This is a genomic window from Variovorax xiamenensis (genome assembly GCF_050916385.1).
In the GTDB taxonomy this organism is placed as follows: domain Bacteria; phylum Pseudomonadota; class Gammaproteobacteria; order Burkholderiales; family Burkholderiaceae_C; genus Variovorax.
In genome coordinates this window covers 6,116,085-6,141,787 of the sequence record NZ_CP139038.1, presented here as the reverse complement: position 1 = coordinate 6,141,787, position 25,703 = coordinate 6,116,085, and the positions used below count along the sequence as shown (strand labels likewise).

General features: G+C 67.0%; 29 protein-coding genes. 17 read left to right on the top strand and 12 right to left on the bottom strand.

Annotation, left to right across the window (positions count from 1 at the left end):
- The 4 genes from SFB74_RS28200 to SFB74_RS28185 form a co-directional block, all read right to left on the bottom strand.
- Positions 1-483 (bottom strand): A24 family peptidase, encoded by a 483-nt coding sequence (locus tag SFB74_RS28200; RefSeq protein WP_432727732.1) that lies wholly within the window; start codon positions 481-483, stop codon positions 1-3.
- A 26-nt stretch (positions 484-509) separates the two neighbouring features.
- Positions 510-695 carry a Flp family type IVb pilin gene (locus SFB74_RS28195; RefSeq protein ID WP_432727731.1) on the bottom strand — a complete coding sequence of 62 codons (186 nt, stop codon included), beginning with the start codon at positions 693-695 and terminating at the stop codon, positions 510-512.
- Positions 696-1,119: 424 nt separating this feature from the next.
- On the bottom strand, positions 1,120-2,646 hold the full coding sequence (locus SFB74_RS28190; protein ID WP_432727730.1) for a L,D-transpeptidase family protein: 1,527 nt from the start codon (positions 2,644-2,646) through the stop codon (positions 1,120-1,122).
- Positions 2,646-3,740: a L,D-transpeptidase Cds6 family protein gene (locus SFB74_RS28185; RefSeq protein ID WP_432727729.1), complete on the bottom strand. Its 1,095-nt coding sequence runs from the start codon at positions 3,738-3,740 to the stop codon at positions 2,646-2,648. The genes SFB74_RS28190 and SFB74_RS28185 overlap by 1 nt, the downstream gene beginning before the upstream one ends.
- A 158-nt stretch (positions 3,741-3,898) precedes the next feature.
- Between SFB74_RS28185 and SFB74_RS28180 the strand changes: the two genes are divergently transcribed.
- From SFB74_RS28180 to SFB74_RS28135, 10 genes are all read left to right on the top strand, one after another.
- Complete coding sequence (locus SFB74_RS28180) at positions 3,899-4,861, top strand: LysR family transcriptional regulator (RefSeq protein WP_432727728.1); 963 nt, start codon at positions 3,899-3,901, stop codon at positions 4,859-4,861.
- Positions 4,862-5,113: 252 nt separating this feature from the next.
- On the top strand, positions 5,114-5,647 hold the full coding sequence (locus tag SFB74_RS28175) for a hydroxyquinol 1,2-dioxygenase (protein WP_432727727.1): 534 nt from the start codon (positions 5,114-5,116) through the stop codon (positions 5,645-5,647).
- A gap of 29 nt (positions 5,648-5,676) precedes the next feature.
- A complete protein-coding gene (locus tag SFB74_RS28170) occupies positions 5,677-6,684 on the top strand; it encodes a hydroxyquinol 1,2-dioxygenase (RefSeq protein WP_432727726.1) in 1,008 nt (335 codons plus the stop codon).
- 94 nt (positions 6,685-6,778) lie between these two features.
- Positions 6,779-8,242: an aldehyde dehydrogenase family protein gene (locus SFB74_RS28165; RefSeq protein WP_432732010.1), complete on the top strand. Its 1,464-nt coding sequence runs from the start codon at positions 6,779-6,781 to the stop codon at positions 8,240-8,242.
- A gap of 48 nt (positions 8,243-8,290) precedes the next feature.
- Complete coding sequence (locus SFB74_RS28160) at positions 8,291-9,544, top strand: ABC transporter substrate-binding protein (RefSeq protein ID WP_432727725.1); 1,254 nt, start codon at positions 8,291-8,293, stop codon at positions 9,542-9,544.
- Between the two features lie 13 nt (positions 9,545-9,557).
- Entirely contained in the window at positions 9,558-10,277 is a 720-nt protein-coding gene (locus SFB74_RS28155; RefSeq protein ID WP_432727724.1) for an ABC transporter ATP-binding protein, read from the top strand.
- A complete protein-coding gene (locus tag SFB74_RS28150) occupies positions 10,274-10,993 on the top strand; it encodes an ABC transporter ATP-binding protein (protein WP_432727723.1) in 720 nt (239 codons plus the stop codon). The genes SFB74_RS28155 and SFB74_RS28150 overlap by 4 nt, the downstream gene beginning before the upstream one ends.
- The gene (locus SFB74_RS28145; protein WP_432727722.1) at positions 10,986-11,849 is read left to right on the top strand and encodes a branched-chain amino acid ABC transporter permease; all 864 of its coding nucleotides are present in this window, start codon (positions 10,986-10,988) and stop codon (positions 11,847-11,849) included. Before SFB74_RS28150 ends, SFB74_RS28145 begins: the two co-directional genes overlap by 8 nt.
- Positions 11,850-11,854: 5 nt before the next feature.
- Positions 11,855-12,895 carry a branched-chain amino acid ABC transporter permease gene (locus tag SFB74_RS28140; RefSeq protein WP_432727721.1) on the top strand — a complete coding sequence of 347 codons (1,041 nt, stop codon included), beginning with the start codon at positions 11,855-11,857 and terminating at the stop codon, positions 12,893-12,895.
- A gap of 103 nt (positions 12,896-12,998) precedes the next feature.
- On the top strand, positions 12,999-14,012 hold the full coding sequence (locus SFB74_RS28135) for a Bug family tripartite tricarboxylate transporter substrate binding protein (protein WP_432727720.1): 1,014 nt from the start codon (positions 12,999-13,001) through the stop codon (positions 14,010-14,012).
- A gap of 34 nt (positions 14,013-14,046) precedes the next feature.
- Here SFB74_RS28135 and SFB74_RS28130 read toward each other — a convergent pair whose 3' ends face one another.
- Positions 14,047-15,513, bottom strand: a complete 1,467-nt coding sequence (locus SFB74_RS28130; RefSeq protein WP_432727719.1) for an esterase-like activity of phytase family protein — start codon at positions 15,511-15,513, stop codon at positions 14,047-14,049.
- A 96-nt stretch (positions 15,514-15,609) separates the two neighbouring features.
- Positions 15,610-16,395, bottom strand: coding sequence for an IclR family transcriptional regulator domain-containing protein (locus tag SFB74_RS28125; RefSeq protein ID WP_432727718.1), 786 nt, complete (start codon positions 16,393-16,395; stop codon positions 15,610-15,612).
- A 139-nt stretch (positions 16,396-16,534) separates the two neighbouring features.
- On the opposite strand from SFB74_RS28125, the gene SFB74_RS28120 reads away from it, so the two are divergent.
- From SFB74_RS28120 to SFB74_RS28105, 4 genes are all read left to right on the top strand, one after another.
- Positions 16,535-17,236 carry a 3-oxoacid CoA-transferase subunit A gene (locus SFB74_RS28120; RefSeq protein WP_432727717.1) on the top strand — a complete coding sequence of 234 codons (702 nt, stop codon included), beginning with the start codon at positions 16,535-16,537 and terminating at the stop codon, positions 17,234-17,236.
- Positions 17,233-17,886: a 3-oxoacid CoA-transferase subunit B gene (locus SFB74_RS28115; protein WP_432727716.1), complete on the top strand. Its 654-nt coding sequence runs from the start codon at positions 17,233-17,235 to the stop codon at positions 17,884-17,886. Before SFB74_RS28120 ends, SFB74_RS28115 begins: the two co-directional genes overlap by 4 nt.
- A gap of 29 nt (positions 17,887-17,915) precedes the next feature.
- A complete protein-coding gene (gene pcaF, locus SFB74_RS28110; RefSeq protein ID WP_093304343.1) occupies positions 17,916-19,121 on the top strand; it encodes a 3-oxoadipyl-CoA thiolase in 1,206 nt (401 codons plus the stop codon).
- 125 nt (positions 19,122-19,246) lie between these two features.
- Complete coding sequence (locus SFB74_RS28105; RefSeq protein WP_432727715.1) at positions 19,247-20,251, top strand: Bug family tripartite tricarboxylate transporter substrate binding protein; 1,005 nt, start codon at positions 19,247-19,249, stop codon at positions 20,249-20,251.
- A 19-nt stretch (positions 20,252-20,270) separates the two neighbouring features.
- On the opposite strand, the gene SFB74_RS28100 is transcribed toward SFB74_RS28105, so the two are convergent.
- The 3 genes from SFB74_RS28100 to SFB74_RS28090 form a co-directional block, all read right to left on the bottom strand.
- On the bottom strand, positions 20,271-20,681 hold the full coding sequence (locus SFB74_RS28100) for a ribbon-helix-helix domain-containing protein (protein WP_432727714.1): 411 nt from the start codon (positions 20,679-20,681) through the stop codon (positions 20,271-20,273).
- Positions 20,682-20,753: 72 nt separating this feature from the next.
- Complete coding sequence (locus SFB74_RS28095) at positions 20,754-21,332, bottom strand: DJ-1/PfpI family protein (RefSeq protein ID WP_432727713.1); 579 nt, start codon at positions 21,330-21,332, stop codon at positions 20,754-20,756.
- 127 nt (positions 21,333-21,459) lie between these two features.
- Entirely contained in the window at positions 21,460-21,918 is a 459-nt protein-coding gene (locus tag SFB74_RS28090) for a hypothetical protein (RefSeq protein ID WP_432727712.1), read from the bottom strand.
- A gap of 289 nt (positions 21,919-22,207) precedes the next feature.
- Here SFB74_RS28090 and SFB74_RS28085 point away from each other — a divergent pair, with 289 nt between their 5' ends.
- Positions 22,208-22,630, top strand: coding sequence for a hypothetical protein (locus tag SFB74_RS28085; RefSeq protein ID WP_432727710.1), 423 nt, complete (start codon positions 22,208-22,210; stop codon positions 22,628-22,630).
- Positions 22,631-22,654: 24 nt separating this feature from the next.
- Here SFB74_RS28085 and SFB74_RS28080 read toward each other — a convergent pair whose 3' ends face one another.
- Complete coding sequence (locus tag SFB74_RS28080; RefSeq protein ID WP_432727708.1) at positions 22,655-23,167, bottom strand: DinB family protein; 513 nt, start codon at positions 23,165-23,167, stop codon at positions 22,655-22,657.
- A gap of 106 nt (positions 23,168-23,273) precedes the next feature.
- Here SFB74_RS28080 and SFB74_RS28075 point away from each other — a divergent pair, with 106 nt between their 5' ends.
- Both SFB74_RS28075 and SFB74_RS28070 read left to right on the top strand, forming a co-directional pair.
- Positions 23,274-23,894 carry a TetR/AcrR family transcriptional regulator gene (locus SFB74_RS28075; protein WP_432727706.1) on the top strand — a complete coding sequence of 207 codons (621 nt, stop codon included), beginning with the start codon at positions 23,274-23,276 and terminating at the stop codon, positions 23,892-23,894.
- 97 nt (positions 23,895-23,991) lie between these two features.
- Positions 23,992-24,354, top strand: a complete 363-nt coding sequence (locus SFB74_RS28070; protein ID WP_432727705.1) for a hypothetical protein — start codon at positions 23,992-23,994, stop codon at positions 24,352-24,354.
- A 46-nt stretch (positions 24,355-24,400) separates the two neighbouring features.
- On the opposite strand, the gene SFB74_RS28065 is transcribed toward SFB74_RS28070, so the two are convergent.
- Positions 24,401-24,631, bottom strand: a complete 231-nt coding sequence (locus tag SFB74_RS28065) for a hypothetical protein (protein WP_432727704.1) — start codon at positions 24,629-24,631, stop codon at positions 24,401-24,403.
- Between the two features lie 117 nt (positions 24,632-24,748).
- Positions 24,749-25,699: an ornithine cyclodeaminase family protein gene (locus tag SFB74_RS28060; protein WP_432727703.1), complete on the bottom strand. Its 951-nt coding sequence runs from the start codon at positions 25,697-25,699 to the stop codon at positions 24,749-24,751.
- Between the last annotated feature and the right edge of the window lie 4 nt (positions 25,700-25,703).

Sequence of the window (25,703 nt, the reverse complement as noted above, 5' to 3'; positions counted from 1 at the left end):
CTAGCTCTGTCGCCCCCAGAACATCCAGGCCACCGTGGCCAGCGAGAGGTAGGCCGCGTAAGGGATGAAGCGAGCCCGGCTTGGCGAAGTGCCGCCAGCGGTCGGAGAGGGCGGGCCCGAAAGGATCAGGGCAAGCCGTGGGAAGAAGGGCCAGCGCTGAAGAACGAACCAGAGTGCTCCGTGCATTCCGGCGAACAGGCTGGCGATGATCCAGATTGGCACAAGAGCGGATGTGCCGACCCAAAGTCCGAGAGCACCGGCGAATTTCACGTCGCCTGCTCCCATGAGACCCATTGCGTAGAAGAGCAACAGGAAACCGAAACCTGATGCAGCGCCCGCGAGTGCTGCTGTCCAGCCGACGCCGAAAGGCTGCGCCCCGAGGCCGAGGATTGCCAGGGCCAGGACGGCTCCGGACAGGACCAGCCAGTTGGGGACACGGCGCTTTCGAAAGTCATAAACGGCAACACAGAGCAGCCAAAGCAAGCAGGTCAATGCTGGCACTTGGTTTTTTACTTGCCAGTGGTCTTCAACTCACTGGTAATGTCCGTGAAAACTTTGGCCAGTCGGGCGCCCAACCCGTCATTCCCGGCCAAAACTCCAACGATGGCAACGGAAATAAGCCCCGCAATAATTCCATATTCAATTGCGGTCGCACCTTCTTCATCGCGCAGAAAACGAGCAATAGAGCTAAGCATGATTTCCCCTTTCAGGAAGTGTTAACAAAGGCTTGCGAGGTGGATGTTATACAGCGTAACTCCGTGTATCAACAAGGCAAACCCGCAAGACTTTCGTCAGAGTGTGCTAGCCGAAAGAGGTAAAGCAGGATGGCGGCCAGCCTCTTGCCAGCCCGAGCCAGGAGCGGCCTGGTCAGCTGGTTAACGTTTAGGAAACGAATTTTTCCCTCTGTAGGCCACATGGCGCCTCCCATGAAGGGGGGATGTGGCGTAACGGCGCCGGGAACGCTCGGGACGGGGGTGTTACGGGAACAAACGCGTTACGTGTTACGTAGCACGGGGTCCCAGGCCTCAGATGTAACGGTCAAAAAAGGCCCAGCTCGTGCGAAAAAAGTCACGAGTTTGAGGGGGTTGCCCCTTCGACGGGAGGGTTTCGAGCCGGGCTTCAGCCCAGGATTTCTTCGTGGAAGAGCTTCCAGTCGGTACCCTGGCGTAACCAGTACTGGCGACGGGAACGTCCGCTCTTCTCGCCTTCGAACACTTCGCCGAAGGTAACGACCATGGTGTCGTCGCCATCCCGCCAGTGAAGATACGACATGTCCTTGAGTTGAACGCGCTTGCCCTGTGCGTATTTCACTTCGTCGTCGACGACTGAAATTCCTTCATTGGATTTCTTGCTGCTGCGCTGGAAATCGGGCAAATAGAATTTCTTCAATTGCGCTTCATTTCCGCTGGCGCGGGCATCTTTCCAGCCGGTGATAGCACTTGTAATTGACTGTGCTTCTTTTTCTGCCTGCGGTTGAGAAATCCATTGCAGGCTGCGCGCGGTGACCACCGGGGTGGCGCCGATTTGCACTTTTCGCAATAGCTGCTTGAGATCAGGGTTTGCCATGACCACGCAGCCGTCGCTCGCCAGCGGCGCCCGGGCGAATTGCTGCGGCGGGGTGCCGTGCAGCCAGATGCCGCCGCCGGTCTTGCCGCGCCGCACGTCGTACGGATTCGGGTAGTTGATGGGCAGGGCGCCCGCGCCGTAGAAGTCTTTCAGCGACTTCGGATCGAGGCTGCTGGTGATGTAGTACACGCCCAGCGGCGTGCGCGCATCGCCTTCGGTGACCTTGTCGGTGCCCGACTTGCCGACGGAGATGTAGTAGTCGGCCGTGAGTTTCAGGCCCTTGTCCGAGTTCTCGAACAGGTACAGCCGCGAGCGCGAGGCGTCGACGGCGATCGCGTAGCGGCTGCGCGTGGACAGCGCCAGGAACTGCGACGGCACGGTGTTGGCCGGCGGGCGTTCGCGCAGCGCCTGCAGGCGGCGCTTCGATTCCTCGTGCAACTCGGCCATGGCCGGGTTGCCGCGCATCTTCGCGATGCTGGCGGTGTCGGGCAGGGAGTTCGATGGCGGCAGCTGCGCCGCGAGCAGGTCGCCGTAGACGAGCTGCGCGAGCTGGAAGTTCGGATAGTCGCGCACCAGGTCGCGCGCCTTGACCAGCGCGGGGCGGGTCTGGCCGCGGCCGAACATTTCATAGACCGCGATCAGGCGTGCCTCGGCGTTGCTGGCCTCCTGGATGGTGCCGGCCGGTGCCGACCTGCGCGCGGGCCTGGCCGTTGCCGCCGCAGTGGTGGCGGCCGTGCGAGCTTCTGTTGCGCCGATGCTCTTCTTGCCCTTGGCGCTGCGCGATTCCCGGGCTTCCTTGACGGAAGACGAAGAGCGGCCGTTCGCGCCGGCACGCGCCGTGGCGCGATTGCCGTTGCGACTGCTGCCTGCAGAGGCGGCCTTGCCGGCCTTTTCCTTGTGGGCGCCGTTGCCTGCCTTGGCGGAGTTGCCCGTCTTGCCGGTGCCGTTCGACGCCAGTGCGGCGCCGGGCGTCGCGAGCATCAGCACGGACGCGGCCGCGAGCGCCGCGAGCAGTTGCTGCCCGCCGCGCAGACGGAATGGGGGATTCTGGAGCCGGCCCTGCCGGACGATGTCTGCCACTAGCCGCCGACGCTTTCCTTGCGAATGTGCCACTGATTGCCGGAGCGCTGCATCTCCAGCGTCTTGCGGCTCGAAACGTTGAGGTTGTCCGCGCGATAGATCTGGCGGAACTTGGCCGTCGCGTTCTGGCCATCGACCTTGATCGCGAGGTTCTCGATGTTCACGCTGATGCTCGACTTGCCGACGATGCGCGCGCGGCGGTCTTCTTCCCAGTTCTTGCGGCTCTGGCCGCCGGCGGGCGCGAAGTCGGAGCCGTAAGCGGCGAGGTAGCGGTCCATGTCCTGGCTGGCCCAGGCCGAGGCCCATGCGCGCACGGCCGATTCGATCTCGGCATTGGCGGCGGCGCTGGCCGCGGGAGCCGGTGCGGGCGCAGGGGCCGGCGCTGCCTCGGGTGCCTTGGGCGCGGCGGCCACAGGTGCGGGAGCGGCGGCGACCTTGGCGGGCGGCGGTGGCGCGACAGGGGCGGGCGCAGGAGCAGGCGCGGGCGCTGCCTTGGCAGCCGGAGCGGGTGCGGCCGCGATCAGTGCCGTCGGCTTGGCGCCGGGCGGCGTCGGTGTGAAGAGCGTGCGGATCACCGCCAGCTTGGGCTGCACGGCCGTGTTGTTCTGGTCGAGCTGCAGCGCCTTGCTGTAGGCCTGGCTCGCGAGCCGCGCGTACACGTCGCCGAGGTTTTCCTGGGCGGTGGCGTAGCTGGGATTGGTGCGGATCGCGCTTTCGAGCGCGGCGCGCGCCTTGTCGAACTGGTTCTGGCTCGCGTAGATCACGGCGAGGTTGTTGTACGGCTCGGGCAGCTCGGGCGCGTCGAGCGTGAGCTGCGTGAAGGCGGCGATGGCTTCGTTGCGCTTGCCGGTGTCGAGCTGGATCACACCCTTGAGGAAGCGCATCTGCGGATCGCGCGGCTTATCCTTGAGGAAGGCTTCGGCCTTGACCATGGCCTCGTCGAGCTTGCCGGCCTGCATGAGCTTGTCGACTTCCTCATGCTCGATGGCCGCCAGCGCCGGAAGCGCGACGCCACAGGTGGCCGCGGCCAGGAGCAGGGCGCGCACGGTGGGGGAGAAGCTGAAACGGGCGCGTGGCCTGGGGCTCTTGGGCATTGCGGACAAGACCTCGTAGGGGTGGGTGATGCGGCAGGGATTGTAAGTGGGGCGGGTAACCCCCCGATACAGGGATGACAGGCCTTTCGCGGCCTTTAGGCTTGCCCGCAACGCCGCCCGAAGCCCCGTGCCGGGCGGCCCCGCAGTACAGTGCCGCCGTGGACCGCCTCCAAAGTATTGAAACTTTCGTTCGCGTAGCGCAGACCCAGAGCTTCGCCGAAGCCGCGCGGCAGCTGCGCGTGGCCAATTCGGTCGTCACCACGCGGGTCAAGCAGCTCGAGGAGTTCCTCGGCGCGCCGCTCTTCCACCGCAGCACACGCGTGGTGCGGCTCAGCGACATGGGCCAGGCCTTCCTGCGCGACTGCACGGAGCTGGTAGCGCGCGCCGACAGCATCGTCGACCAGATGCGCGAGGCGCGAGGCACGCCCTCGGGCACCCTGCGCGTGCACGCGCTGACCGGCATGGTGCTGGGCCGCTTCGCCTCGCTGCTGCGCGAGTTCCAGTCGACGTACCCCGACATCCATCTCGAGCTGATCGTGAGCGACGCGGTGGCCGATCCGGTGAAGGCGGGCGTCGATTGCGCGCTGCAGATCTTTCCGGCGGCCTCGCAGGAGCTGGTGGCCAGGCCGCTCTTTCCGGTGCGGCGGGTGCTCTGCGCCACGCCGGCGTATCTGAAGGCGCACGGCACGCCGGCCACGCCGCGCGAACTGCACCGGCACAAGCTGGGCCTCTATTCGGGCTACCCCACGCGCGACCGCTGGACTTTCCACCACGGCGGCGAGCAGACCACCATCTACCTCGCCGCGGCGCTCCTGACCAACAGCGTGCACCTGCTGCGCGAATATGCGCTGGAGCACGCGGGCATCGTCTGCCTGCCCACGCTGGTGGCGGGCGACGCCATCGCGCGAGGCGAGCTCAGCGTGGTGCTCGCCGACCACCAGCTGTCGTCGTTCTCGCTGAGCGCGGTGTATGCCGGCACTTCGCGCAACGCGCTGAAGCTGCGCCTTTTCATCGAGCACATCGCCACCCGCTTCACGCGCGTGCCGCCGTGGGATGCGACGCTGATCGAGCGCGGCCTGATCCCCGCGGAGCTCATCGAATTCAGCCGCACCAGCGGGTGAACGGATACTCCCCCAGGCTTCGCGCACTTCGTGTCGCTTCGCCAACCCCCTCGCCGGGGGGGGCGCCTGCGGCCCGGCGGAGCCGGTTCCGCGGCGTCTTGCGAACGAGCTGCCCGGCCCGTTCCTGGTGAACAGGTCCAACAGGGGTAAACCCCAGCGATTATTCGGAAGCTCCGAATAATCCTCTTCCAAACTGGTCCCTACCGGCGACACCGCTTGGCTCCTAGAGTTCGCTCATCCAAGGAGACAAGCATGCCAGCCACCACTTCGGCCACCCCGGCCGCCGCCTACAAGACCCGCTTCGGTTCCCTCAAGCACTTCGAGAAGGGTCATGTCGAGCCCATCGACGACGACGTGCGCCACTACGCGTTTTCCAACTGCTTCGAGATCGCGAGCATCAGCAAGCCCTACGAGAAGGTCGTGTTCGGCCAGAACCAGATCTACGTGCTGGAGACGTTGCGCGCCGAAGGCACGTCGCCCTGGTACACCTGTGCGCACGACGAGTTCGCGCTCGTGATGGACGGCGACGTCGAGGTGCATCTCGTGCAGCTCGACGAGAGCCAGACGGTGGCCGACAAGGACAAGAACGGCGCCGTGCTCGTGAAGGGCGAGCCCAAGGGCAGGAAGATGGGCTGGATGAAGCTCTCGCGTGGCCACCAGGGCCTGCTGCCGAAGAACACCGCCTATCAGTTCCGCGCCGCCGGCGAGCCGGGCGTGATCGTTCTCCAGAGCTGCAAGGGCGAGCTCTCGGTAGAGAAGTGGGCCGACATCTGCCAGTCCCACTGATCGCACCAAACACCCAGGAGCTACACACCATGAACGCACCCGCAGAACTCGCCAAGGTGATCGCGTCGCAGCCCGACGCCACCCTCGGCTACAAGGACTTCTCGCTTGGCAGCTTCAGCTTCCACCGCGACGAATACTTCGTGCACATCGGCTGGAAGACCCGCGACGGCCGACCCATGAGCCACACCATGGACGCCGGCAGCTACCTGCGCGCGCTGATGCGCGACGTGGCCTGGGGCTTCTTCTACGGCTGGGTCAACTTCGACGACGTGTTCGGCACCGTCAACCACTACGAGTCGGTCGACCTGTACGCCGGCAGCTTCAACGGCACCATGAAGGACGCCGGCATCGACCTGCTCGAGAACTTTCCGACCGCCCAGATCCGCGCCACCTTCGAGGCCATGCTCGACGACTGGACCAACGAGAGCTTCGACCCCTTCGCCGCGCCGCAGGAAACCGGCTCGCCCTACGGCCGCAAGAACGGCAACAACACCGCCAAGATCACCAGGGCGCGCGAGCTCGCCAAGCGCTGCGTGGGCCTGAAGGGCGACCTCGACCTGCGCAGCGACGAGCGCGGGGCACCGGTGAATCGCGCCTTCGCCGACGTGCCGCAGGGCCAGCCCGAGCTGCACCCCGAACCCGGCTTCGAGAGCGATGTGCACGCCTTCAATCTCTTCGGCTTCCTGAGCCGCTCGCAGGTCACGTGGAACCCGAGCTTCACCTCGGTGGTGAAGCACAGCTACATGTGCCCGACGACCGAGGAGCACATCCTGCCGATCATCCACGGCAACGACCGCGTCGAGTGGTTCTTCCAGATGACCGACGAGATCCACTGGGACTGCGGCGACAAGAACACCGGCAGGCCCATGGCCCGCGTGATCATGAAGGCCGGCGACATGGCCGCCATGCCCGCCTACTGCCGCCACCAGGGCTTCAGCCCCAAGCGCTCGATGCTGCTGGTGTGGGAGAACGGCTCGCCGAGCCTGGTGTACGAGATCCAGAAGGGCGAGTCGCCGGAGATTCCGGTGCAGTTCTGACCGGCCTCCGACGGCCCTTCTTTCCCCCACAGACGCCCTTCATCCAACTCTCCCCGAATCGGGGAGGGAGAGGAAACTCATGCCTGCTTCCGCCATCCGACACCAGCTTTTCATCGACGGCCGCTTCGTCGACGCCGAATCCGGCGAGACCCTCGCCACGCTGAACCCGCACGACAACACGCCCATCGTCGACGTGGCGCTCGCGGGCAAGGCCGATGTCGACAAGGCCGTGGCCGCTGCGAAGCGCGCCTTTCCCAAGTGGAGCCGCATGGCCGCGGCCGACCGAGGCCGCATCCTGCTGAAGCTCGCCGATCTCATCGAAGCCAACGCCGAGGAGCTCGCGCGCCTCGAGTCGCTGGACACGGGCCACCCGATCCGCGACTCGCGCCGCCTCGACGTGCCGCGCACCGCCGCGTGCTTCCGCTACTTCGGCGGCATGGCCGACAAGTTCCAGGGCGAGACCATTCCGGTGGAAGAGGGCTTTCTCAACTACACGCTGCGCGAGCCCGTCGGCATCGTCGGCCAGGTGGTGCCGTGGAACTTCCCGCTGATGTTCACCAGCTGGAAGATGGCGCCCGCGCTCGCGGCCGGCAACTGCATCGTGATGAAGCCGGCCGAGATCACGCCGCTGAGTTCGCTTCGCATCGCCGAGCTGATGGCCGAGGCCGGCCTGCCGCCCGGCGTGGTCAACATGCTGCCGGGACTGGGCAGCGTGGCGGGGCAGTACATCGCGGAGCATCCGGAGATCGCGAAGATCGCCTTCACCGGCAGCACCGCCACGGGCCGGCGTATCGTGCAGGCCAGCGCGGGCAACCTGAAGAAGGTGCAACTGGAGCTCGGCGGCAAGGGGCCGAACATCGTGTTCGAAGACGCGAACCTGCAGGCCGCCGTCAACGGCAGCGCGTGGGCCATCTTCCACAACCAGGGGCAGGCCTGCATCGCGGGCTCGCGGCTGATGCTGCACGAGAAGATCGCCGACGAATTCCTCGACCAATTCATTCCGCTCGCGAAGTCGATCCGCCTTGGCAACCCGCTCGACGAGGCAACGGAGATGGGCCCCCTCACCAGCGCACAACACCGCGAGCGCGTGCTGGGCTACGTCGATGTGGCGCAGGGCGAGGGCGGCGAACTGCTCGCTGGCGGCAGGTCGCCCGGCGGCGACCTGGCCAGGGGCTGCTATGTCGAGCCCACGGTGATGCGCGCCAGGTCGTACAAGGATCGCGTCGCGCAGGAAGAGGTGTTCGGCCCCTTCGTCACCGTGCTCACCTTCAAGTCCGACGAAGAAGCGATGCAGATCGCCAACGGCACCGACTACGGCCTCGGCAGCGGCCTGTGGACCCGCGACCTGCAGCGCGCCCACAGGGTCGCGCGCGACCTGCACGCCGGCATGGTGTGGATCAATAGCTACAAGCGCGTGAACCCCGGCTCGCCCTTCGGCGGCGTCGGCCAGAGCGGCTACGGCCGCGAGATGGGGTTCGACGCGATGCGCGAATACACGCAGGTGAAAAGTGTGTGGGTGAACGTCGACGCGCAGATACCGCCGCACTTCGCGCGCTGACTTCGGCCGGTGGCGGCAGGCACATACGTACAAGAGAAGGAGACAACCATGGCAATCAATCGCAGACAGTTCACGCAGGCCGCGGCCGCGCTGGTGGCATCGGGCGCGGCACCGCTGGTGTTCGCGGCCGACACGCTGAAGATCGGCTACGTGTCGCCGCAGACCGGGCCGCTCGCACCCTTCGGCGAGGCCGACAAATGGGTCATCGACCAGATGAAGGTCGCCTTCAAGGACGGCATCACGGTCGGCGGAAAGAAGTACGCGGTGCAGATCGTGCTGAAGGACAGCCAGTCGAATCCCAACCGCGCAGGCGAGGTGGCGAACGACCTGATCCTGAAGGACAAGGTGGCGCTGGTGCTCACCGCGGGCACGCCCGAGACCGCGAACCCGGTGAGCGACGCCTGCGAGCTCAACGAGGTGCCCTGCATCTCCAGCGTGGTGCCGTGGCAGCCGTGGTTCTTCGGCCGCAAGGGCGATCCGGCCAAGGGCTTCAACTGGACGTACCACATGTTCTGGGGTCTGGAAGACGTCATCGCCAACTTCACCAATGGCTGGAAGACGCTGGCCACCAACAAGAAGGTGGGCGGCCTGTTCCCGAACGACGGCGATGGCAACGCCTGGGGCGACAAGGAGCTGGGCTTTCCGAAGCCGCTCGCGCAGATGGGCTTCACGCTCACCGACCCCGGCCGCTTCCAGAACGGCACGCAGGACTTCAGCGCGCAGATCGCGGCCTTCAAGAAGGAGGGCGTCGAGATCGTCACCGGCGTGGTGATTCCTCCCGATGCGAAGGCCTTCCTCACGCAGGCGCGGCAGCAGGGCTTCAGGCCCAAGGTCATCACGCTGGGCAAGGCGCTGCTGTTCCCCGGTGCCATCGAGGCGCTGGGCGACCTGGGCGATGGTCTCTCGACCGAGGTGTGGTGGAGCCCTTCGCATCCCTTCACCTCGAGCCTCACGCAGCAGAGCGCCAAGGCGCTGGCCGAGGCCTACGAGGCCGGCACGAAGAAGCAGTGGACGCAGCCGATCGGTTTCGCGCATGCGCTGTTCGAGGTGGCGGCGAATGCGCTCGGGCGGGCGAAGTCGCTCAAGGCATCGGACGTGCGCGACGCGGTGGCTGCGACCTCGATCAACTCGGTGGTCGGCCCGGTGAAGTGGGGCGGCCAGGGGCCCTTCAAGAACGTCAGCAAGACGCCGCTGGTGCTCGGCCAGTGGGGCAAGGGCCAGAAGTACAAGGTGGAGCTGACCATCGTGAACAACGAGGCGGCCACGAACATTCCCACCGGCGGCAAGCTGCGGCTGCTCTGAGTCCGGGAACGCCATGACCCTGTTGGCATTGCATGCAGTGAGCAAGTCCTACGGCGCGCTCAAGGTCACCGACGACATCACGCTCGCGGTGACCGAGGGCGAGACGCTGGGCATCCTCGGGCCGAACGGCGCGGGAAAGACCACGCTGTTCAACCTGATCTCGGGCGACGTGCGCGTCGACGCCGGGCGCGTGGAGTACGCCGGTCGCGACGTGACGCGGCTGAAGCCGCACCAGCGCTGCCACGCCGGCATCGGCCGCAGCTACCAGGTGCCGCAGCCCTTCGGCAACATGAGCGTGTTCGAGAACCTCGTGACCGCCGCCTGTTTCGGCGGGCAGCAGACCGAGCGCGAGGCATGGCGCACCGCGCACGAGGTGCTGGAGCAGACGGGCCTGATGGCGCATGCCAATAAGCCGGCGGGCGGGCTGACCCTGCTGGACCGCAAGCGGCTGGAGCTGGCGCGCGCCCTTTCCACACGGCCGCAGTTGCTGCTGCTCGACGAGATCGCGGGCGGGCTCACGGAGCCCGAGGCCGCGGTGCTCGTCGGCGAGCTCAAGCGCATCAAGGCGCGCGGCGTGACGATGATCTGGATCGAGCACGTCGTGCATGCGCTGCTCTCGCTGGCGGACCGGCTCTTCGTCATCAACTTCGGGCAGAAGCTCGCGGAAGGCCTGCCGCGCGCGGTGATGAGCGACCCCGAGGTACGGCGCGTGTACATGGGGATGGAAGCATGAACGCGCTGCTCGACACCCGCGTGCTGAAAGCCTTCTACGGCGACGCGCAGGCTCTCTTCGGCATCGACTTCTCGCTCGAGCGGGGCGAGCTGGTGGCCATCATCGGCGCCAACGGCGCGGGCAAGTCGACCTTTCTCAAGAGCCTCACGGGGCTGGTGCGTGCGCCGCTCGATGCGATCCGCTTCAAGGGCGAGCCCATCGGCGGCCTGCCGCCCGGTGACATCGTGCGCCGCGGGCTGGCCATGGTTCCCGAGGGCCGCAGGCTGTTTGCCAGCCTCAGCGTGGAGGAGAACTTGCTCATGGGTGCCACGCCGGCGCGCAAGGGGCCATGGAATCTGCAGCGGCTGTATGCGCTCTTTCCGATCCTCGCCGAGAAGCGCAACCAGCCGGGCACTTCGCTCTCCGGCGGGCAGCAGCAGATGGTCGCGCTCGGCCGTGCGCTCATGAGCAACCCCGAGGTGCTGCTTTGCGACGAACTCTCGCTCGGCCTTGCGCCCATCGTCATCCGCGAGATCTATGCCGCCATGCCGGCGATCACCGCGGAGGGCATGACGGTGGTTATCGTCGAGCAGGACGTGACGATGGCGCGGCAGGTTTCGCGGCGCATCTACTGCTTCCAGGAAGGCCGCGTGTCGCTCGAAGGTCATTCCGCCGACCTCACGCGCGAGCAGATCTCGCAGGCCTACTTCGGCATCGCGGAGGCGGCCCATGCTTGAGACCATTGTCCAGGGCGTGCTGCTCGGCGGGCTCTACACGCTCTTCGCTTTGGGCCAGTCGCTGATGTTCGGCGTGATGCGGCTCACCAACACGGCGCAGGGCGACTTCATCATCCTCGGCGCGTTCGCGGTCATCGCGGGCGTGTCGCTGACAGGTGGCGAGGTGCCGTGGCTCGTTGCGCTCGCCGTGCTGCCGGTGGCCTTCGGCTTCGGCTACGTGCTGCAGCGCTATGTGCTCAACGGCACGCTCGGGAAAGATCCGCTGCCTTCGCTGGTCGTCACTTTCGGACTTTCGATCGTGATCCAGAACCTGCTGCTGGAGCTGTTCTCGGCCGATCCGCGCGCCATCGAGACCGGCGGGCTCAGCACGCAGGGCATCGCGCTGGGCGATGCGATGTCGGTGGGCGTGCTGCCGCTCGTCGTGCTGGCCGTGGCGCTGATCGCGACGGGCGCTCTGCAGTGGCTCTTTGCGCGCACGGCGCTGGGGCGGTCGTTTCGCGCGGTGTCGGACGACCGCGAGATCGCCGAACTCATGGGGCTGAACGCGAAGAAGGTCTACGCGCTCGCCACGGCCATCGCCTTCGTGCTCATCGCCGTCGCGGGCGCGCTGCAGGGCATGCGAACGACGGTGTCTCCTTCGGACGGGCCGCTGCTGCTGCTCTTCGCCTTCGAGGCCGTGATCATCGGCGGCATGGGCTCCTTCTGGGGCACGCTGGCCGGGGCGATGATCCTCGGCATCACGCAGCAGATCGGCTTCAGGCTAGACCCGGGCTGGGGCATCTGGTTCGGGCACATCGTGTTCCTGGTGGTGCTGGTGTTGCGGCCGCAGGGACTCTTTCCAAAGACACGCGGATAAGGCCGATGACGAACATGCCTCCTTCCATCGTCGCGGTCGAACGCGCGACAGCCGCGAGCCGCGCGGCACTCGTTGCCGGCGTTGCCATCGTGCTCGTAGCCGCGAGCCTTCCGTTCTGGGGCGAGTCGAGCTGGATGCGCGAGTTCGTCGAGATCGCCTGCTACTTCATCTTCGCGATGATGTGGAACCTGCTCGCCGGCTACGGCGGCATGGTGAGCATCGGGCAGCAGGCCTTCTTCGGCTTCGGTGGCTACGTGATGCTGATGCTCGGCAACTTCGCGGGCGTCAATCCGTTCATTGCGATACCGCTGGGGGCGCTGGCAGCGGGGCTGGTCGCGATACCGGTGTCGTTCGTCGCGTTCAGGCTCTCGGGCGGCTACTTCGCCATCGGCACCTGGGTCATCGCGGAAGTCTTCAGGCTCAGCTTCGCCAACGTGTCGGCGGTGGGCGGCGGCTCGGGCACCACGCTCACCGCGCTGCGCGGCATTGACAAGTCGACGCGCGAGAGCACCACCTACTGGATGGCGCTGGCCTGCGTGGTCGCCGCGGTCGCGCTGGTGTACCTGTTCCTGCGCAGCAAGCGCGGCCTCGCGCTGCTGGCGATACGCGACAACGAAGTGGCGGCCGAGTCGCAGGGCATTCCGGTCGCGCGCATGAAGCTCGCGGTGTACGTGGTCGCGGCCTTCGGCGCGGGGCTCGCGGGTGCGCTTTATTTCGTGGGCAACCTGCGCATCAGTCCCGATGCGGCCTTCAGCGTCAACTGGACGGCCTTCGCCATCTTCATGGTGGTCATCGGCGGCATCGGTCGCATCGAAGGGCCGCTGGTGGGTGCGCTCATCTTCTGGGCGCTCAACAAGTTCCTGAGCGACTACGGCACCTGGTATCTGCTGGGGCTGGGCCTGCTCGCGATCCTCGTCACGCTGTTCTTCAAGCAGGGGCTGTGGGGCCATGCGCAGCAGCGCTGGGGCTGGTCGCTGTTTCCCACGCAGCGCAAGTTGCTGCGCACACCGCCTTCCGGTAGTACTTTCCTACGCGATAGACCCTGACTGGAAGCCACTTCGGACTTGCGGAAAGCATCGTCATACTGTAACGTCTTGTAAACACAATGTAAGCACTTTCCCCAGTTCTCTTCACTCTCCTGGAGTCACCTTGACGATCACCAAACGCCGCCTGCTCGAAGGCGGCGCGGCAGCCATTGCCGCTTCGCTGCTTGCGAAGACTTCGTGGGCCCAGCAACGCAACAGCGGCGGCAACGGCGACGCTTCCTGGCCGACCAAGCCCGTTCACATCCTCGTCGGCTTTCCCGCCGGTGCATCGCCCGACCTCGCGGCCCGTGCCATTGCGGAGCCGCTGTCGAAGATCCTGCGCCAGCCAGTGATCGTCGAGAACAAGCCCGGCGCCAGCGGCAACACCGTTGCTGATCAAGTGGCGAAGGCCACCGACGATCACACCGTCGGCGCGCTGATCAACGGCAACCTGACCATCGCGAAGCTGCTGAACCCCGCGCTTCCTTTCGACCCCGAAAAAGACTTCGCGCCGGTCGGCCTCATCGGCACCGCGCCGCTGGTGCTGGCGGTGTCCGGCAGCGCCACGGGCAAGACTTCGGCCGAGCAACTGCTGTGGGTGCGTAACCTCGGCAGCGGCGGCAAGTACGGCACGCCGGGCGTGGGCACGGTGGGCCACCTGGGCATGGAACTCATCAAGAGCCGCGCGGCCATCACCGCGCAGCACAAGCCCTACACCGGCAATCCGCAGGTCATCGCGGGCCTGCTGGCCAACGAGATCCAATTGGCGCTGCTGCCGCCGGGCCTCGCGATGCCGCACATCAAGTCGGGAAAGATCAAGGCCATCGGCGTGACCTCGCCCGAGCGCAGCCCGCTGGCCAGCGAGCTGCCCACCATCCGCGACGCGGACGTGCGCGGCGCCGACCTCGAAATCTGGACCGCGCTGGCAGCGCCCGCGAGCATGAAGCCCGCGGCCGTCGCCAAGCTCAACGCCGCGCTGGTCGAAGTGATCAGCTCGCCCGACGTGAGCCAGGCGCTGCTGAAGACCGGCTGGCAGGCCCAGCCCGGCTCGCCCGACACGCTGGCCAAGCGCATGCGCGCCGACACCACGCGCCTGGGCGGCGTGATCATCATGAAGGGCATCCACTCGGAGGGCTGATGCCCTCCGGGCCCCGCACCCGGCGGCGGGCTCGTCAGGTCTTCGGCGTGGCGCGCTTGAACAGCGCCTGCTCGAAGCGGATCGTGATGATCTCGGTGTCGTCTGCCTTGCCGGGCACGCGGCCGTCTTCCGTCGGGAAGTTGGTGTCGATCGCGACGGCGAGCGTGTAGTCGTCCACCACCTCGACGCTCTCGACGGAGTCGAAGGGCATGCTGAACTTTCCGTTCGCGACGTTGGCCAGCGGGCCGCCGATGTCGGTCGGGTCGGAGATGTTCAGCAGGTCGACCAGCAGCGTCTTCTTCAGCACGCCGTCGGCGTCCTTCACGTCGAGGTCGACCATGTACAGGCGCTTGACCACCGCCTTCGAGCCATAGAGGCTGTCGCGCTCGATCAGCACGAACTTGTTGCCGCCGATGTTGGTCATGTCGCCGATGACGATCTGGTTGTCCTTGGCGGGACCGTCTTTCCTGTAGACCGGGTTCTTGCCGGTGTAGAGCATCGAGGCGGGGTCGAACTCGAAGAAGTTCAGGTAGCGCTCGTCGTCGGCCACCGGCCGCAGCGACGCCAGCGAAGGCGCTGCCTCGGGCACGGCATAGAGGCGGGTCTTGTCGCCGTTGAAGGCGAGGCTCTCGAAGCCGCGGCTCGAAAGCGAGGTGGCGGTGGCGCCTTCGTTCATCACCAACGGATTCGACGGGCTGCGCAGGAAGGGGTGCGGCACCGGGTCGCTCATCAGCGTGCCGTCCTTGTCGAAGTGAAGGATGTAGGGGCCGAACTCCTCGCCCACGAAGTAGGTGCCGTCCTTCGCGCGAGCGATCGATTCCACGTCGAGATCGAAGCCCGTCAGCAGCCGGCCGCTGACGATGCGCGAATCCACGGGCTTGCCGCTGTCCACGAGGTTGTTGCCCGAGACGGTCTGGTAGTTGGCGAAGTCGGCGGTGATCTTCAGGTCCACGCCCTTGCCGTCCTTCAGGAAGCCCTTGGAGTCGTTGAACGCCACGTGGCTGTTCACCTTCACGGTGCCGGGCACGGTCGTGCCGTTGGACACGGTGCGGAAGTCGATGCTGACGTTGTAGAAGCCGACCACGAAATCGCCGGAGTTACTCTTGCTGCCGTAGCCGTTGTCGGGCATGGCGGTCCAGGTGCCGTCGTCGTTCTTCAGCAGCGCCGAGAAGCCCGGGAGCGGCTGGCCGTCGACGAAGGGCGGCGTCACGCCGAGCGCTGCGGTGATGAACTGGCCCGTGGTCGGCCCGGGCTGGCGGAACGAGGCGGGCAGCGAGGCCCAGCCGGTCAGCTTGTGCGGCAGTCCCGCGGAGGGATCCTGCTGCGGTGCAGGAGCGGGCGCGGGCGCCGGGGCAGGCGCGGGAGCCGGCGTGCCCGCCACGGGTGGAAAGACGATGCCGTTTCCGTTGCCACCGCCGCCGCAAGCGGCGAGGACGGCAGATGCAACGGCCGCGATCGCGAGATGGCGCGGCAATGTGGACGAGATGAAGCGACTGGACATGATTGGACCCTCCGGTGTTGTAGTGAGGGGCGCAATCTAGAAAACCGATGTGACCTGTCCATGAATGCCCATTCGGTTGCGAGGCCGGAGGATCGATCAGAGCATTCGCGAGATCCGGTCCGCCGCTTCGCGCAGCGCGGGAAGCATGGTCTCCTGCATCGCCTTCGCGCTGGTGCGGTTTGCCTGTCCGCTGATGTTGAGCGCGGCCACCATGCGCCCCTGCCGGTTCACGATGGGCGCGGCCACCGAGATCAGGCCTTCCTCGAGTTCCTGGTTGACGAGGCACCACTGCTGCTTGCGTGCCTGCGCGACCTTGGCCATCAATGCATCGATGTCGGTCAGCGTGTGCTTGGTCAGCGCCTCGATGCTCGATGCTTCGAGCCGCGCGCGCACTTCGTCGTCGTCGAGGTCCGCCAGCAGCAGCCGGCCCAGCGAAGTGCAGTAGGCCGGCAGGCGCGAGCCCACGCCCAGGTTGATGTGCATGATCTTCTTCGTCGGCACGCGCAGCACGTAGACGATGTCCGTTGCATCGAGCACGGCGGCCGAGCACGACTCCTGCACCTGCTGCACCAGCGCTTCCATCACCGGCTCGGCGCGGTTCCAGATCGGCATCGACGAGAGGTACGCGAACCCGAGGTCGAGGATGCGCGGCGTGAGCGTGAAGAGCTTGCCGTCGGTCACCACATAACCCAGTGTCTGCAGCGTGAGCAGGATGCGCCGCGCGCCCGCGCGCGTCAGCCCGCTGCCGGCGGCCACCTCGCTGAGCGTCTGGTGCGGCGCGTTTGCACTGAACGAGCGGATCACCTGCAGGCCCCGCGCGAAGGACTGCACGTAGCTGTCGCCGGGCGCGGGTGTTTCGGGTTGTACGGGGTGGGTTGCCATGGTGCTCGATCCTCTCTAGAATTCATTATACGAACAAATGTTCTTTAGACGAACAAATCGACGGTTCGCAAAATCGGTCGGCGTGTTCAGGATCGGTTCGTTTCTTCGCTCTCTTTCCTCACTCCCGGAGACAGGCTTCATGATCAACAAGATCGCGCGCTCGGTCGCCGATGCCCTGGCAGGCATCCCCGACGGCGCCACGGTTCTCATCGGCGGCTTCGGCACCGCCGGCATTCCCAACGAACTCATCGAGGGCCTCGTCGAGCAGGGCGCCAAGGACCTCACCGTCGTCAACAACAACGCGGGCAACGGCGAGACCGGCCTCGCGGCGCTGCTCAAGGCAGGCCGCGTGCGCAAGATCATCTGCAGCTTCCCGCGCCAGGCCGACAGCCAGGTGTTCGACGGGCTCTATCGCAGCGGCAAGATCGAGCTCGAACTCGTGCCCCAGGGCAACCTCGCCGAGCGCATCCGCGCCGCGGGTGCCGGCATCGGCGCCTTCTTCTGCCCCACGGGCTACGGCACGCAGCTCGCGGGCAACCGCGAGACCCGCGAGATCGACGGCGTGCAGTACGTGCTCGAATACCCCATCCACGGCGACGTGGCGCTCATCAAGGCGGAGCGCGGCGACCGCTGGGGCAACCTGGTCTATCGCAAGGCGGCTCGCAACTTCGGCCCGGTGATGGCCATGGCCGCGAAGAAGACCGTCGCCACCGTGCACGACATCGCAGAGCTCGGCACCCTCGACCCCGAGACCATCGTCACCCCGGGCATCTTCGTGCACCAGGTGGTGCGCATCGAACGCGTGGCCACGCAGGCCGGCGGCTTCAAGAAGGCAGCATGACCATGAGCACCACGTACACACGCCGCACCAAGGACCAGCTCGCCGCCCGCGTGGCGCAGGACATCTTCGATGGCGCCGTCGTCAACCTCGGCATCGGCCAGCCCACGCTGGTGGCCAACCACCTGCCCAAGGGCCGCGAGGTCATCCTGCAGAGCGAGAACGGCATCCTGGGCATGGGCCCGGCGCCCGAGGCCGGCGAGGAAGACTACGACCTCATCAACGCAGGCAAGCAGCCCGTCACGCTGCTGCCAGGTGGCTCCTTCTTCCACCACTCCGACAGCTTCGCGATGATGCGCGGCGGCCACCTCGACATCTGCGTGCTCGGCGCGTTCCAGGTGTCGGCCACCGGCGACCTCGCCAACTGGCACACCGGCGAGAAGGACGCCATTCCCGCTGTCGGCGGCGCGATGGACCTCGCCATCGGCGCCAAGCAGACCTGGGTCATGATGGACCTGCTCACCAAGCAGGGCTTGAGCAAGCTGGTGAAGGAATGCACCTATCCGCTGACCGGCATCGGCTGCGTCAAGCGCGTGTACTCCGACCTCGCCACGCTCGAATGCACGCCGCAGGGCCTGAAGCTCGTCGACCTGGTCGACGGCCTGAGCCGCGAAGAACTCGAGAAGCTCGTCGGACTCCCGATCGCAGCCTGATCCCTTCAAGCAATCCAAGAGAGACAGACATGACCAACCAAGCCTTCATCTGCGACGCCGTTCGCACCCCCTTCGGCCGCTACGGCGGCTCGCTCAGCAGCGTGCGCACCGACGACCTCGGCGCCGTGCCGCTCAAGGCGCTGATGGAACGCAACAAGAACGTCGACTGGCAGGCGGTGAGCGACGTGCTCTACGGCTGCGCCAACCAGGCCGGCGAGGACAACCGCAACGTCGCGCGCATGTCGGCGCTGCTGGCCGGCCTGCCGATCGAACTCGGCGGCGCCACCATCAACCGCCTGTGCGGCTCGGGCCTCGATGCAGTGGGTACCGCCGCGCGCGCCATCCGCGCCGGTGAGGCCGGCCTGATGATCGCCGGCGGCGTCGAGAGCATGAGCCGCGCGCCCTTCGTCATGCCCAAGGCCGAGAGCGCCTTCAGCCGCAACAACGCGGTGTACGACACCACCATCGGCTGGCGCTTCGTCAACAAGCTCATGAAGGCGCAGTACGGCGTCGACTCCATGCCGGAGACGGCCGAGAACGTGGCCACCGACTACAAGATCGAGCGCGAGGCGCAGGACCTGATGGCGCTGAACTCGCAGCTGCGCGCCGTGGCCTCGCAGAAGTCCGGCTTCTTCGACGCCGAGATCGTGCCCGTGACCGTGCCGCAGAAGAAGGGCGACGCGATCATCGTCAACAAGGACGAGCATCCGCGCGAGACCAGCCTCGAGTCGCTCGCCAAGCTCAAGGGCGTGGTGCGCCCCGACGGCACCGTTACCGCGGGCAATGCCAGCGGCGTGAACGACGGCGCCTGCGCGCTGCTGCTGGCCGACGAAGCCAGCGCCGCGAAGCACGGCCTCACGCCGCGCGCCCGCGTGGTCGGCATGGCCACCGCCGGCGTCGCGCCGCGCGTGATGGGCATCGGCCCCGCGCCCGCCACCCAGAAGGTGCTGGCGCTCACCGGCCTGAAGCTCGACCAGATCGACGTCATCGAACTCAACGAAGCCTTCGCCGCGCAGGGCCTCGCCGTGCTGCGCCTGCTGGGCCTGAAGGACGACGATGCCCGCGTCAACATCAACGGCGGCGCCATCGCGCTGGGCCACCCGCTGGGCGCCAGCGGCGCACGTCTGGCCACCACGGCGGTGAACCAGCTGCACAAGAGTGGCGGCCGCTACGCGCTTTGCACGATGTGCATCGGCGTGGGTCAGGGCATCGCGGTGATCCTCGAACGCGTCTGACGACCGGACCGCGGCAAAACGAAAAAACAACCAGAGAAGCAAGAAGACAAGCCATCGGCAGCCGCGGCAACAGCGGCCCGATGGCATTTTTTTAACCAAAGAGGATGAAAGAGAAGGATCAGAGGATGAACCACACGTCGAAGAAGACAACGCGCCGCGGCGCCGGCATTGCCGCGCTCGCACTGGCAGCCGCAGCCCTGCTGCCCGCAACGGCACCGGCGCAGCAAGCCTTTCCCACCAAGCCCGTGCGCATCATCACGCCGTTCCCCGTGGGCGGCGGCCCCGACGGCGTGGCCCGCCTGGTGGCCGACAAGCTCTCGCGCGCCTGGGGCCAGCCCGTGGTGGTCGAGAACCGCCCGGGCGGCAACGGCTTCATCGCCATCGACGCCTTCAAGCGCGGCGCGAAGGACGGCCACGACATCATCGTGCTCGACAACGTGCACCTTGCCGCGTACCCGGCGCTCTTCAAGAAGCTGCCCTACGACACGGGCAAGGACTTCGACGCGCTGCTGCCGCTGTTCAAGACCTACTTCTTCTTCACCGTCGCGACCAACAGCAAGTACAAGACCATCGGCGACCTGATCGCCGACGCCAAGGCCAACCCGGGCAAGCTGGACTACGGCTCGTGGTCGGTCGGCAACCCGGTGCACCTGGGTTCGGAGCTCTTCGAGTCGGCCACCGGCACGCAGATGGAGCACATCGTGTACAAGGAAACCACGCAGCTCTACACCTCGGTGGCCACGGGCGAGCTGGCCTTTGCGCTGGGCAGCAGCGCCACCGCCGGCCCGCTGCAGCGCGCGAACAAGCTGCGCTTCCTGGCGGCGGCCGCGCCTCAGCGCGTGGCTGCATTCCCCGACGTGCCGACGGTCGGCGAGTCGGGCGGACCGAAGGGCTTCGAGGTCATCGGCTGGAACGCCATTGCCGTCCCCAAGGGCCTGCCCGCGTCGGTCACCGAGAAGATCAAGCGCGACATCGAGAAGGGCTTGGCCGAGCCCGACGTGCTGGAGAAGTTCAAGAGCTTCGGCTACGAGCCCTTCCCGACCACCCGCCCGCAGTTCGACGAGTTCGTGGCGAGCGAGACCAAGCGGTTCACCGACGTGATCCGCAAGGCGAACGTTTCGCTGGACTGACGCGACAGGCGCAAGCGCGTCATCGCGCTGCCGCGCGCAGCGTGTGTACCTTGGCGGTGGTCCGTTGTTCGGGAAGCGGTCCACCCCAACCCTGCGGCAGTTCGTGCAGCACCGCCTTTGCATCGAGCGAGCGGATCGCCACGGAGTTGTCGGCCGGAATCCGCCCCTGTGCCAGCAGCGCCTCGTAGCGCAGCGCGCTCACCCGCAGGAACGACGCGAAGTTGCCGACTTCGCCGCGCGCGGCCACCAGCTCGTCGTAGAGCCGCTCGATGAGCTGCACCACGACCATGCCGTCGCGCCGCGCGATTTCTTCCAGCACCTGCCAGAACAGGTTCTCGAGCCGGATGCTGGTGACGACGCCGTGCAGCCGCACCGAGCGCGTGCGCGCGTCGTAGCTCTGCGGATCGGCACTGATGAAGACTTCGCACATGGTGGTTGTCTCCTTTGGGGAAAGTAGGATGGGCGACGCGTGCACTGTAGCGCCGTGCCGCCCGCCGCGAGTTCAATGCTCGATGCGCGTGCCCAGCACCGCGAGGAACTGCGAGAGCCACGCCGGATGCGCCGGCCACGCAGGCGCGGTGACCAGGTTGCGATCGGTCACGGCCTGGTCGACCGGAATGCCCATGTACTCGGCGCCCGCCAGTTCCACCTCGACCTGGCAAGCGGGGTAGGCCGACACCTTGCGGCCCTTCAGCAGGCCCGTGGCCGCGAGCAACTGCGCGCCGTGGCACACCGCTGCGAGCGGCTTGTCGGCGGCCAGGAAGTGCCGCGCGATCTCGACCACGCGGGTGTTCATGCGCAGGTATTCGGGCGCGCGGCCACCGGGAATGACGAGCGCGTCGTAGGCCTCGGGGCGAACGTCGGCGAAATTGGCGTTCAGCGTGAAGCGGTGGCCCGGTTTCTCGCTGTAGGTCTGGGCGCCCTCGAAATCGTGGATGGCGGTGTGCACCCAGTCGCCGGCCTTCTTGTCGGGTGCCACGGCGTGGACCGTGTGGCCCACGGCCAGCAGTGTCTGGAAGGGCACCATGGTTTCGTAGTCTTCAGCGTAGTCGCCGCAGAGCATCAGGATCTTGCGCGCCATGTCTCTTGTCTCCTTCGGATGAGGTTGGAATTCGGCCCGCCGCCGGGGCGCGAGCCGTCGCCGCATTATTCGAAGGGGGAGGGCGCAGCGGGTAGCAGCCGGCTGTGATGCGGCCGCGCCGGCTTCCTCAGATGATCGTCGCGCTCACGCCGCGTGCCACCGCGGGCGCGATGCCGGCGTAGAAGAAGCCCAGGCCGTCCTCGGGACCGTTGGTGGCGCGTCCTCGCACCTTGCCCATCACGCAGACGCCGACTTGCGCGTCGCCCTGGCCGATGACGAGCACGAAGGGGTTGTCCTCGTCGCCGCGCAGGTAGCGTCCGCCGAACTCGCGGCGCGCGACTTCGAAGACGTAGGCCGATGCGAGGAAGTGAAGGTCGTCCGGCAACGGCGCCTGCTGCTTGAAGAAGTCGTCGAGCACACGGTCGACCAGCGGCAGCGAAGACGCGGTGTAGTCCAGCCGCGAGCCGTCGATGGGCGCGCCGGGTTGCGAGAAGGCGCCGACGAAGTCCTCGGCCTGCGAGGCCATGCCTTCCTCGAGCGTTGCCGGCATGGCGGGTTTCTTCTTCAGGAAGTCGAACATTCCCATGGTTGCGGTTTTCCCTTCGTGTTCTTCGGATGTGGAGTCGGTCCGGACCGGGGCGACTGTCTCAGAACCGGCGACCTGCATGCAAGCCCGAAGTGCTTTCGCGGCATGGGCGGAGCCGGCGTAGTTAACAGAAGTTCGCAGAGGTTGCTGGGCGCGCGCAAGAGCTACTGCTCGCCACGGGGGCGTCACGGATCTGCCTTTTGCGCTGAATAGCCTCGTTCAGGGTTTTCCCGTATCTCCGGGCAAGCCTCATCCGGACCGACAGACAACTCTCAGAAAAGACCGAACCATGAAGACCTCCAACATCGCCCTCGCCGCCGCGCTCGCCCTGCTCGCCATCGCTTCCGTGCCCGCCCAGGCGCAGCAACGCACCCGCGAAGCCGTCGAAGCCGAAGCCATTGCCGCCGCTCACGCCAAGGACCAGAACGTCACGCGCGGTTCGCGCGGCGCCGATCCGTTCACGTCCACGGCCGATGCCGAAGCCATGTACAAGCAGGCCGTCGAAACGGCCCATGCGCCCAACCAGAACGTGACGCGCGGCTCGCGTGGCGCGGACCCGTTCACCTCCAGCCGCGACCCGGCACAGGTCTACCAGGAAGCCATGGCCACCGCCGCGGCGCCCGACCAGAACGTGACCAGCGGCTCGCGCGTCAACAGCAAGGTCATCTCGACCATGCAGAACCCCGTGCTGCAGTCGGCACAGGGCAAGTAAGCGCTTCGCCGGAAGACGCCGCCGCTACGCGTTGCGCGCGCGGCGCGCCGGCTCGGCCTGATGCAGGAAGCCGGTGAAGGTGTCGGGTGGCGACGAGCCCGTGAGCCGGGTCAGGATCCGGCCGACTTCTCCGCGGTGATAGCCCGCGTGGGTCGCCACGTGGGCCAGCATCTCCTCGCGCGACATCCGGCCCGGCGCTCCGTCGGTGAACGTGAACTCGATGTTCTCCGCCAGCTCCTGCGGGCCCAGGCGCGCGATGTAGTCGATGTACCAGCGGTCGGTTTCCCGCACAGCCTCGGCCAGCGCCTCCAAGGGTGGTGGCTCTGGCGCACCGGTCGCGGTGTGGCCGTGCGCCAGGCGCTGCACGTTCGCGACGAAGATGCGATCGACGATGCAGGCGTGGTTGAACACGCGCGCCGCCGTTCGGTATTCGTCGGCCGGGCCCGTGGCCGTAAGCTCGGCCAGGCCCGACAGCAGGCTCTCGTCGGCCCAGGCCTTGTAGCGGAACAACGAGTCCAGAAGCGTCTGCGTAGTCATCACAATCTCCCCTCGAGCGGTTGAACGAACGCACGCCTTGCGTGTCGTCCTATTCTTGAGTGGAGCCTCGAACTTGGGTACTCGCATTCCCCCACAGCGCAGGACCATGCGCAAAGCGCCCCGGCAGCAGCGTTCGCGCGTCACGGTGGACGCGATCGTCGAGGCCGCAACTCGCGTTCTGGCGCGACGCGGATGGGCGCGGTTCACCACCAACGAGATCGCGGCGGTCGCCGGCGTCAGCGTCGGCTCGCTCTACCAGTACTTCCCGGACAAGCTGGCCATTGCCGAGGCGATCCGGCAGCGCCACCTCGACGAGGTGCTCGCCGCGCTGGCCGGCTCCGACGAGGAGGGCGATGCGACGGCTCCGCTTTCGCGTCGCGTGGAGCGCTTCGTCGACGGTGTCATCGCCGCCCACTCGGTCGACCAGGCGCTGCACCATGTGCTGGTCGACGAGGTCCCGCTCGCTGCGCGGTCGAGCTACCCCGAGTTCGAGGCGGAGTACCAGCGTCGCTACCGGGCTCTCGTCGCCGCGAGCCAGGGACCGGGCGAAAGCGCCGATGCCGATGCCGATGCCGATGCCGAGGTCGCGGCCCGCATGCTCTCGTCCGCTGTCGAAGGCGCGGTGCACTCGGCGGCCCGGCGCGGCGACCTCGAGGCTCCCGCCATGAGGACCGAGCTCGTCAGGCTGGTTCTCGCCTACCTGAGCGACCGCCAGCGCACGGGTTGAGGCGGGCCGGGATGCGGGTTGCCGGTGTGGACACCGCCCCCGGACCCTGACCACAATGCCCCGGCCCCGCCTTCGCGGGTGCTGAAAGGTCATCGCAATGAAAAAAATGCTCGTGCCGGTTTGCCTGGCCCTGGCTCAGATGATGGTCGTGCAGGTGGCGTCCGCTCAATCTTCCGGCGAAGCCGATCCGGCGCAGGGCAAGGCGCGGCCCACGGCGCCCACCACCAGGGCGGAGCGTGCCGAGGCGCGCAAGGAACGCCGCATGGACGGCGCCGCGGCAGCCCGCGGACCGCAGATGCAGGAAGGCGAGGTTCGCGCGACGACCGCGCCGAAGATGTCGAGGGAAGAGCGCCGCGCCGCGGCGGCCAAGCGCCGTGCGGCGAACCGCGAGGCGATGAAGGCGGGCCAGCTGTCGCGCGGCGGCAGCAACGACGCGCCGGAAAAGCAGAAGAAGCCCTGATCGGGCTGGAGAAAACGGGCAGGAACTGGTTCCCGCCCGGAGCCGCTCAGGCCCAGGCCTTGGCCGAGCGCATCTGCAGCAGGGCCAGCATCCGCGCTTCCTCGGCGTCGCGCAGGCTCTTGGCTGCGCGGCTGGCGGCGTACGTCACGTAGAGCGTGTCGATCGCCTTTGCCCAGCACTGGGCCGTCTGGTAGGTGCTGTCGGCATTGCCCGGCCTGGCCGGTACGGCGTACCCGGCCTTGCGCAGGATGTTGGCTTTGTGTTCGGTGCTCAGCATGTCGTGCCCCCCGGTCGATGGCGTCAGGAGCACGGTACCTGCGATGTGCCGTGTGCGCTATTGGCTACATGACGTATCCAGATGTAGGAAAACACAGCGAAAACCAAGCCATAAGTATTAGATGGCGTCGCCCGATTGCCACACGAGCGTGGCGGCGGTCAGGTCTTCGAGGGCGCTGCCGACGGCCTTGAACACGGTGCGCCGCGTGTCGTCCGGGCGGCCCGGATGTTCCCCGCGGCACAGATTGGCCAGCGTGGCACCCACTTCCTCCGCGCGCAGCGTGCCGGCGGCCATCGCGTCGAGCAGGTCGCCGGATTTCTGCAGCGCCTCCTCGGTGTCGACGCAAGTCAGCGCACCCTCGAAGCACCGCACGTCGGCCTCGCGCATCGCGGGCGTGAAGCTGCCGATCAGGTCCAGGTGCGAGCCCGGCGACAGCCATTCGCCCCGCACCAGCGGCGAGGTGGCCAGCGTGGCGCAGCTCACGATGTCGGCTTGGCGCACAGCGGTTTCCAGGTCCGTGGCCGCCCGTGCATTCCAGCCTTCGGCGCGCCACTGCGCGGCCAGAGCTTCCGCGCCTTCCGGCCGGTGGTTCCACACCCAGAGTTCGTCGATGGACCGCACGCTCGCATGCGCGGCCGGCAGCATGCGCGCGATGCGGCCGGTGCCCAGCACCAGCAGCCGGCGCGCTTCCTTGCGAGCGAGGAACGACGCACCCAGCGCCGAGGCGGCAGCCGTGCGGCGCGCGGTGATCTCGTTGCCGTCCATCATCGCCAGCGGCACGCCGGTGCGCGCGTCGTACAGCACGTAGGTCGCGTGCAGGCCGGGCAGGCCGCGTTCGCTATTGGCGGGAAAGATGTTGATGGTCTTGATGCCGAGGAAGCCCGCGTCGCTCCACGCCGGCATGATGAGCACGGTGCCCTTGGTGCTGCTGTCGCCTGCTGCGGTTTCGATCGCGTGCACGTGGCGCGGCGGCACCTGGGCGCCGGCCGCGAAGGCCGAGCGCAGCGCGGGCACCAGCCGCTCGAAGCCCAGAGGCGCGCGGGTGGCGGCTTCGTCGAAATGCTTCATGGCC

Excerpts from the sequence above, each read along its gene's own strand:
- SFB74_RS28085 (WP_432727710.1), top strand. The coding sequence starts at position 22,208 with ATGAAGACCTCCAACATCGCCCTCGCCGCCGCGCTCGCCCTGCTCGCC.
- SFB74_RS28070 (WP_432727705.1), top strand. The coding sequence starts at position 23,992 with ATGAAAAAAATGCTCGTGCCGGTTTGCCTGGCCCTGGCTCAGATGATG.
- SFB74_RS28115 (WP_432727716.1), top strand. The coding sequence starts at position 17,233 with ATGACCATGAGCACCACGTACACACGCCGCACCAAGGACCAGCTCGCC.
- SFB74_RS28080 (WP_432727708.1), bottom strand. The coding sequence starts at position 23,167 with ATGACTACGCAGACGCTTCTGGACTCGTTGTTCCGCTACAAGGCCTGG.
- SFB74_RS28195 (WP_432727731.1), bottom strand. The coding sequence starts at position 695 with ATGCTTAGCTCTATTGCTCGTTTTCTGCGCGATGAAGAAGGTGCGACC.
- SFB74_RS28150 (WP_432727723.1), top strand. The coding sequence starts at position 10,274 with ATGAACGCGCTGCTCGACACCCGCGTGCTGAAAGCCTTCTACGGCGAC.
- SFB74_RS28160 (WP_432727725.1), top strand. The coding sequence starts at position 8,291 with ATGGCAATCAATCGCAGACAGTTCACGCAGGCCGCGGCCGCGCTGGTG.
- SFB74_RS28155 (WP_432727724.1), top strand. The coding sequence starts at position 9,558 with ATGACCCTGTTGGCATTGCATGCAGTGAGCAAGTCCTACGGCGCGCTC.
- SFB74_RS28120 (WP_432727717.1), top strand. The coding sequence starts at position 16,535 with ATGATCAACAAGATCGCGCGCTCGGTCGCCGATGCCCTGGCAGGCATC.
- SFB74_RS28095 (WP_432727713.1), bottom strand. The coding sequence starts at position 21,332 with ATGGCGCGCAAGATCCTGATGCTCTGCGGCGACTACGCTGAAGACTAC.
- SFB74_RS28145 (WP_432727722.1), top strand. The coding sequence starts at position 10,986 with ATGCTTGAGACCATTGTCCAGGGCGTGCTGCTCGGCGGGCTCTACACG.
- SFB74_RS28090 (WP_432727712.1), bottom strand. The coding sequence starts at position 21,918 with ATGGGAATGTTCGACTTCCTGAAGAAGAAACCCGCCATGCCGGCAACG.
- SFB74_RS28105 (WP_432727715.1), top strand. The coding sequence starts at position 19,247 with ATGAACCACACGTCGAAGAAGACAACGCGCCGCGGCGCCGGCATTGCC.
- SFB74_RS28175 (WP_432727727.1), top strand. The coding sequence starts at position 5,114 with ATGCCAGCCACCACTTCGGCCACCCCGGCCGCCGCCTACAAGACCCGC.
- SFB74_RS28185 (WP_432727729.1), bottom strand. The coding sequence starts at position 3,740 with ATGCCCAAGAGCCCCAGGCCACGCGCCCGTTTCAGCTTCTCCCCCACC.
- SFB74_RS28125 (WP_432727718.1), bottom strand. The coding sequence starts at position 16,395 with ATGGCAACCCACCCCGTACAACCCGAAACACCCGCGCCCGGCGACAGC.
- SFB74_RS28075 (WP_432727706.1), top strand. The coding sequence starts at position 23,274 with ATGCGCAAAGCGCCCCGGCAGCAGCGTTCGCGCGTCACGGTGGACGCG.
- SFB74_RS28170 (WP_432727726.1), top strand. The coding sequence starts at position 5,677 with ATGAACGCACCCGCAGAACTCGCCAAGGTGATCGCGTCGCAGCCCGAC.
- SFB74_RS28060 (WP_432727703.1), bottom strand. The coding sequence starts at position 25,699 with ATGAAGCATTTCGACGAAGCCGCCACCCGCGCGCCTCTGGGCTTCGAG.
- SFB74_RS28100 (WP_432727714.1), bottom strand. The coding sequence starts at position 20,681 with ATGTGCGAAGTCTTCATCAGTGCCGATCCGCAGAGCTACGACGCGCGC.
- pcaF (WP_093304343.1), top strand. The coding sequence starts at position 17,916 with ATGACCAACCAAGCCTTCATCTGCGACGCCGTTCGCACCCCCTTCGGC.
- SFB74_RS28140 (WP_432727721.1), top strand. The coding sequence starts at position 11,855 with ATGACGAACATGCCTCCTTCCATCGTCGCGGTCGAACGCGCGACAGCC.
- SFB74_RS28065 (WP_432727704.1), bottom strand. The coding sequence starts at position 24,631 with ATGCTGAGCACCGAACACAAAGCCAACATCCTGCGCAAGGCCGGGTAC.
- SFB74_RS28130 (WP_432727719.1), bottom strand. The coding sequence starts at position 15,513 with ATGTCCAGTCGCTTCATCTCGTCCACATTGCCGCGCCATCTCGCGATC.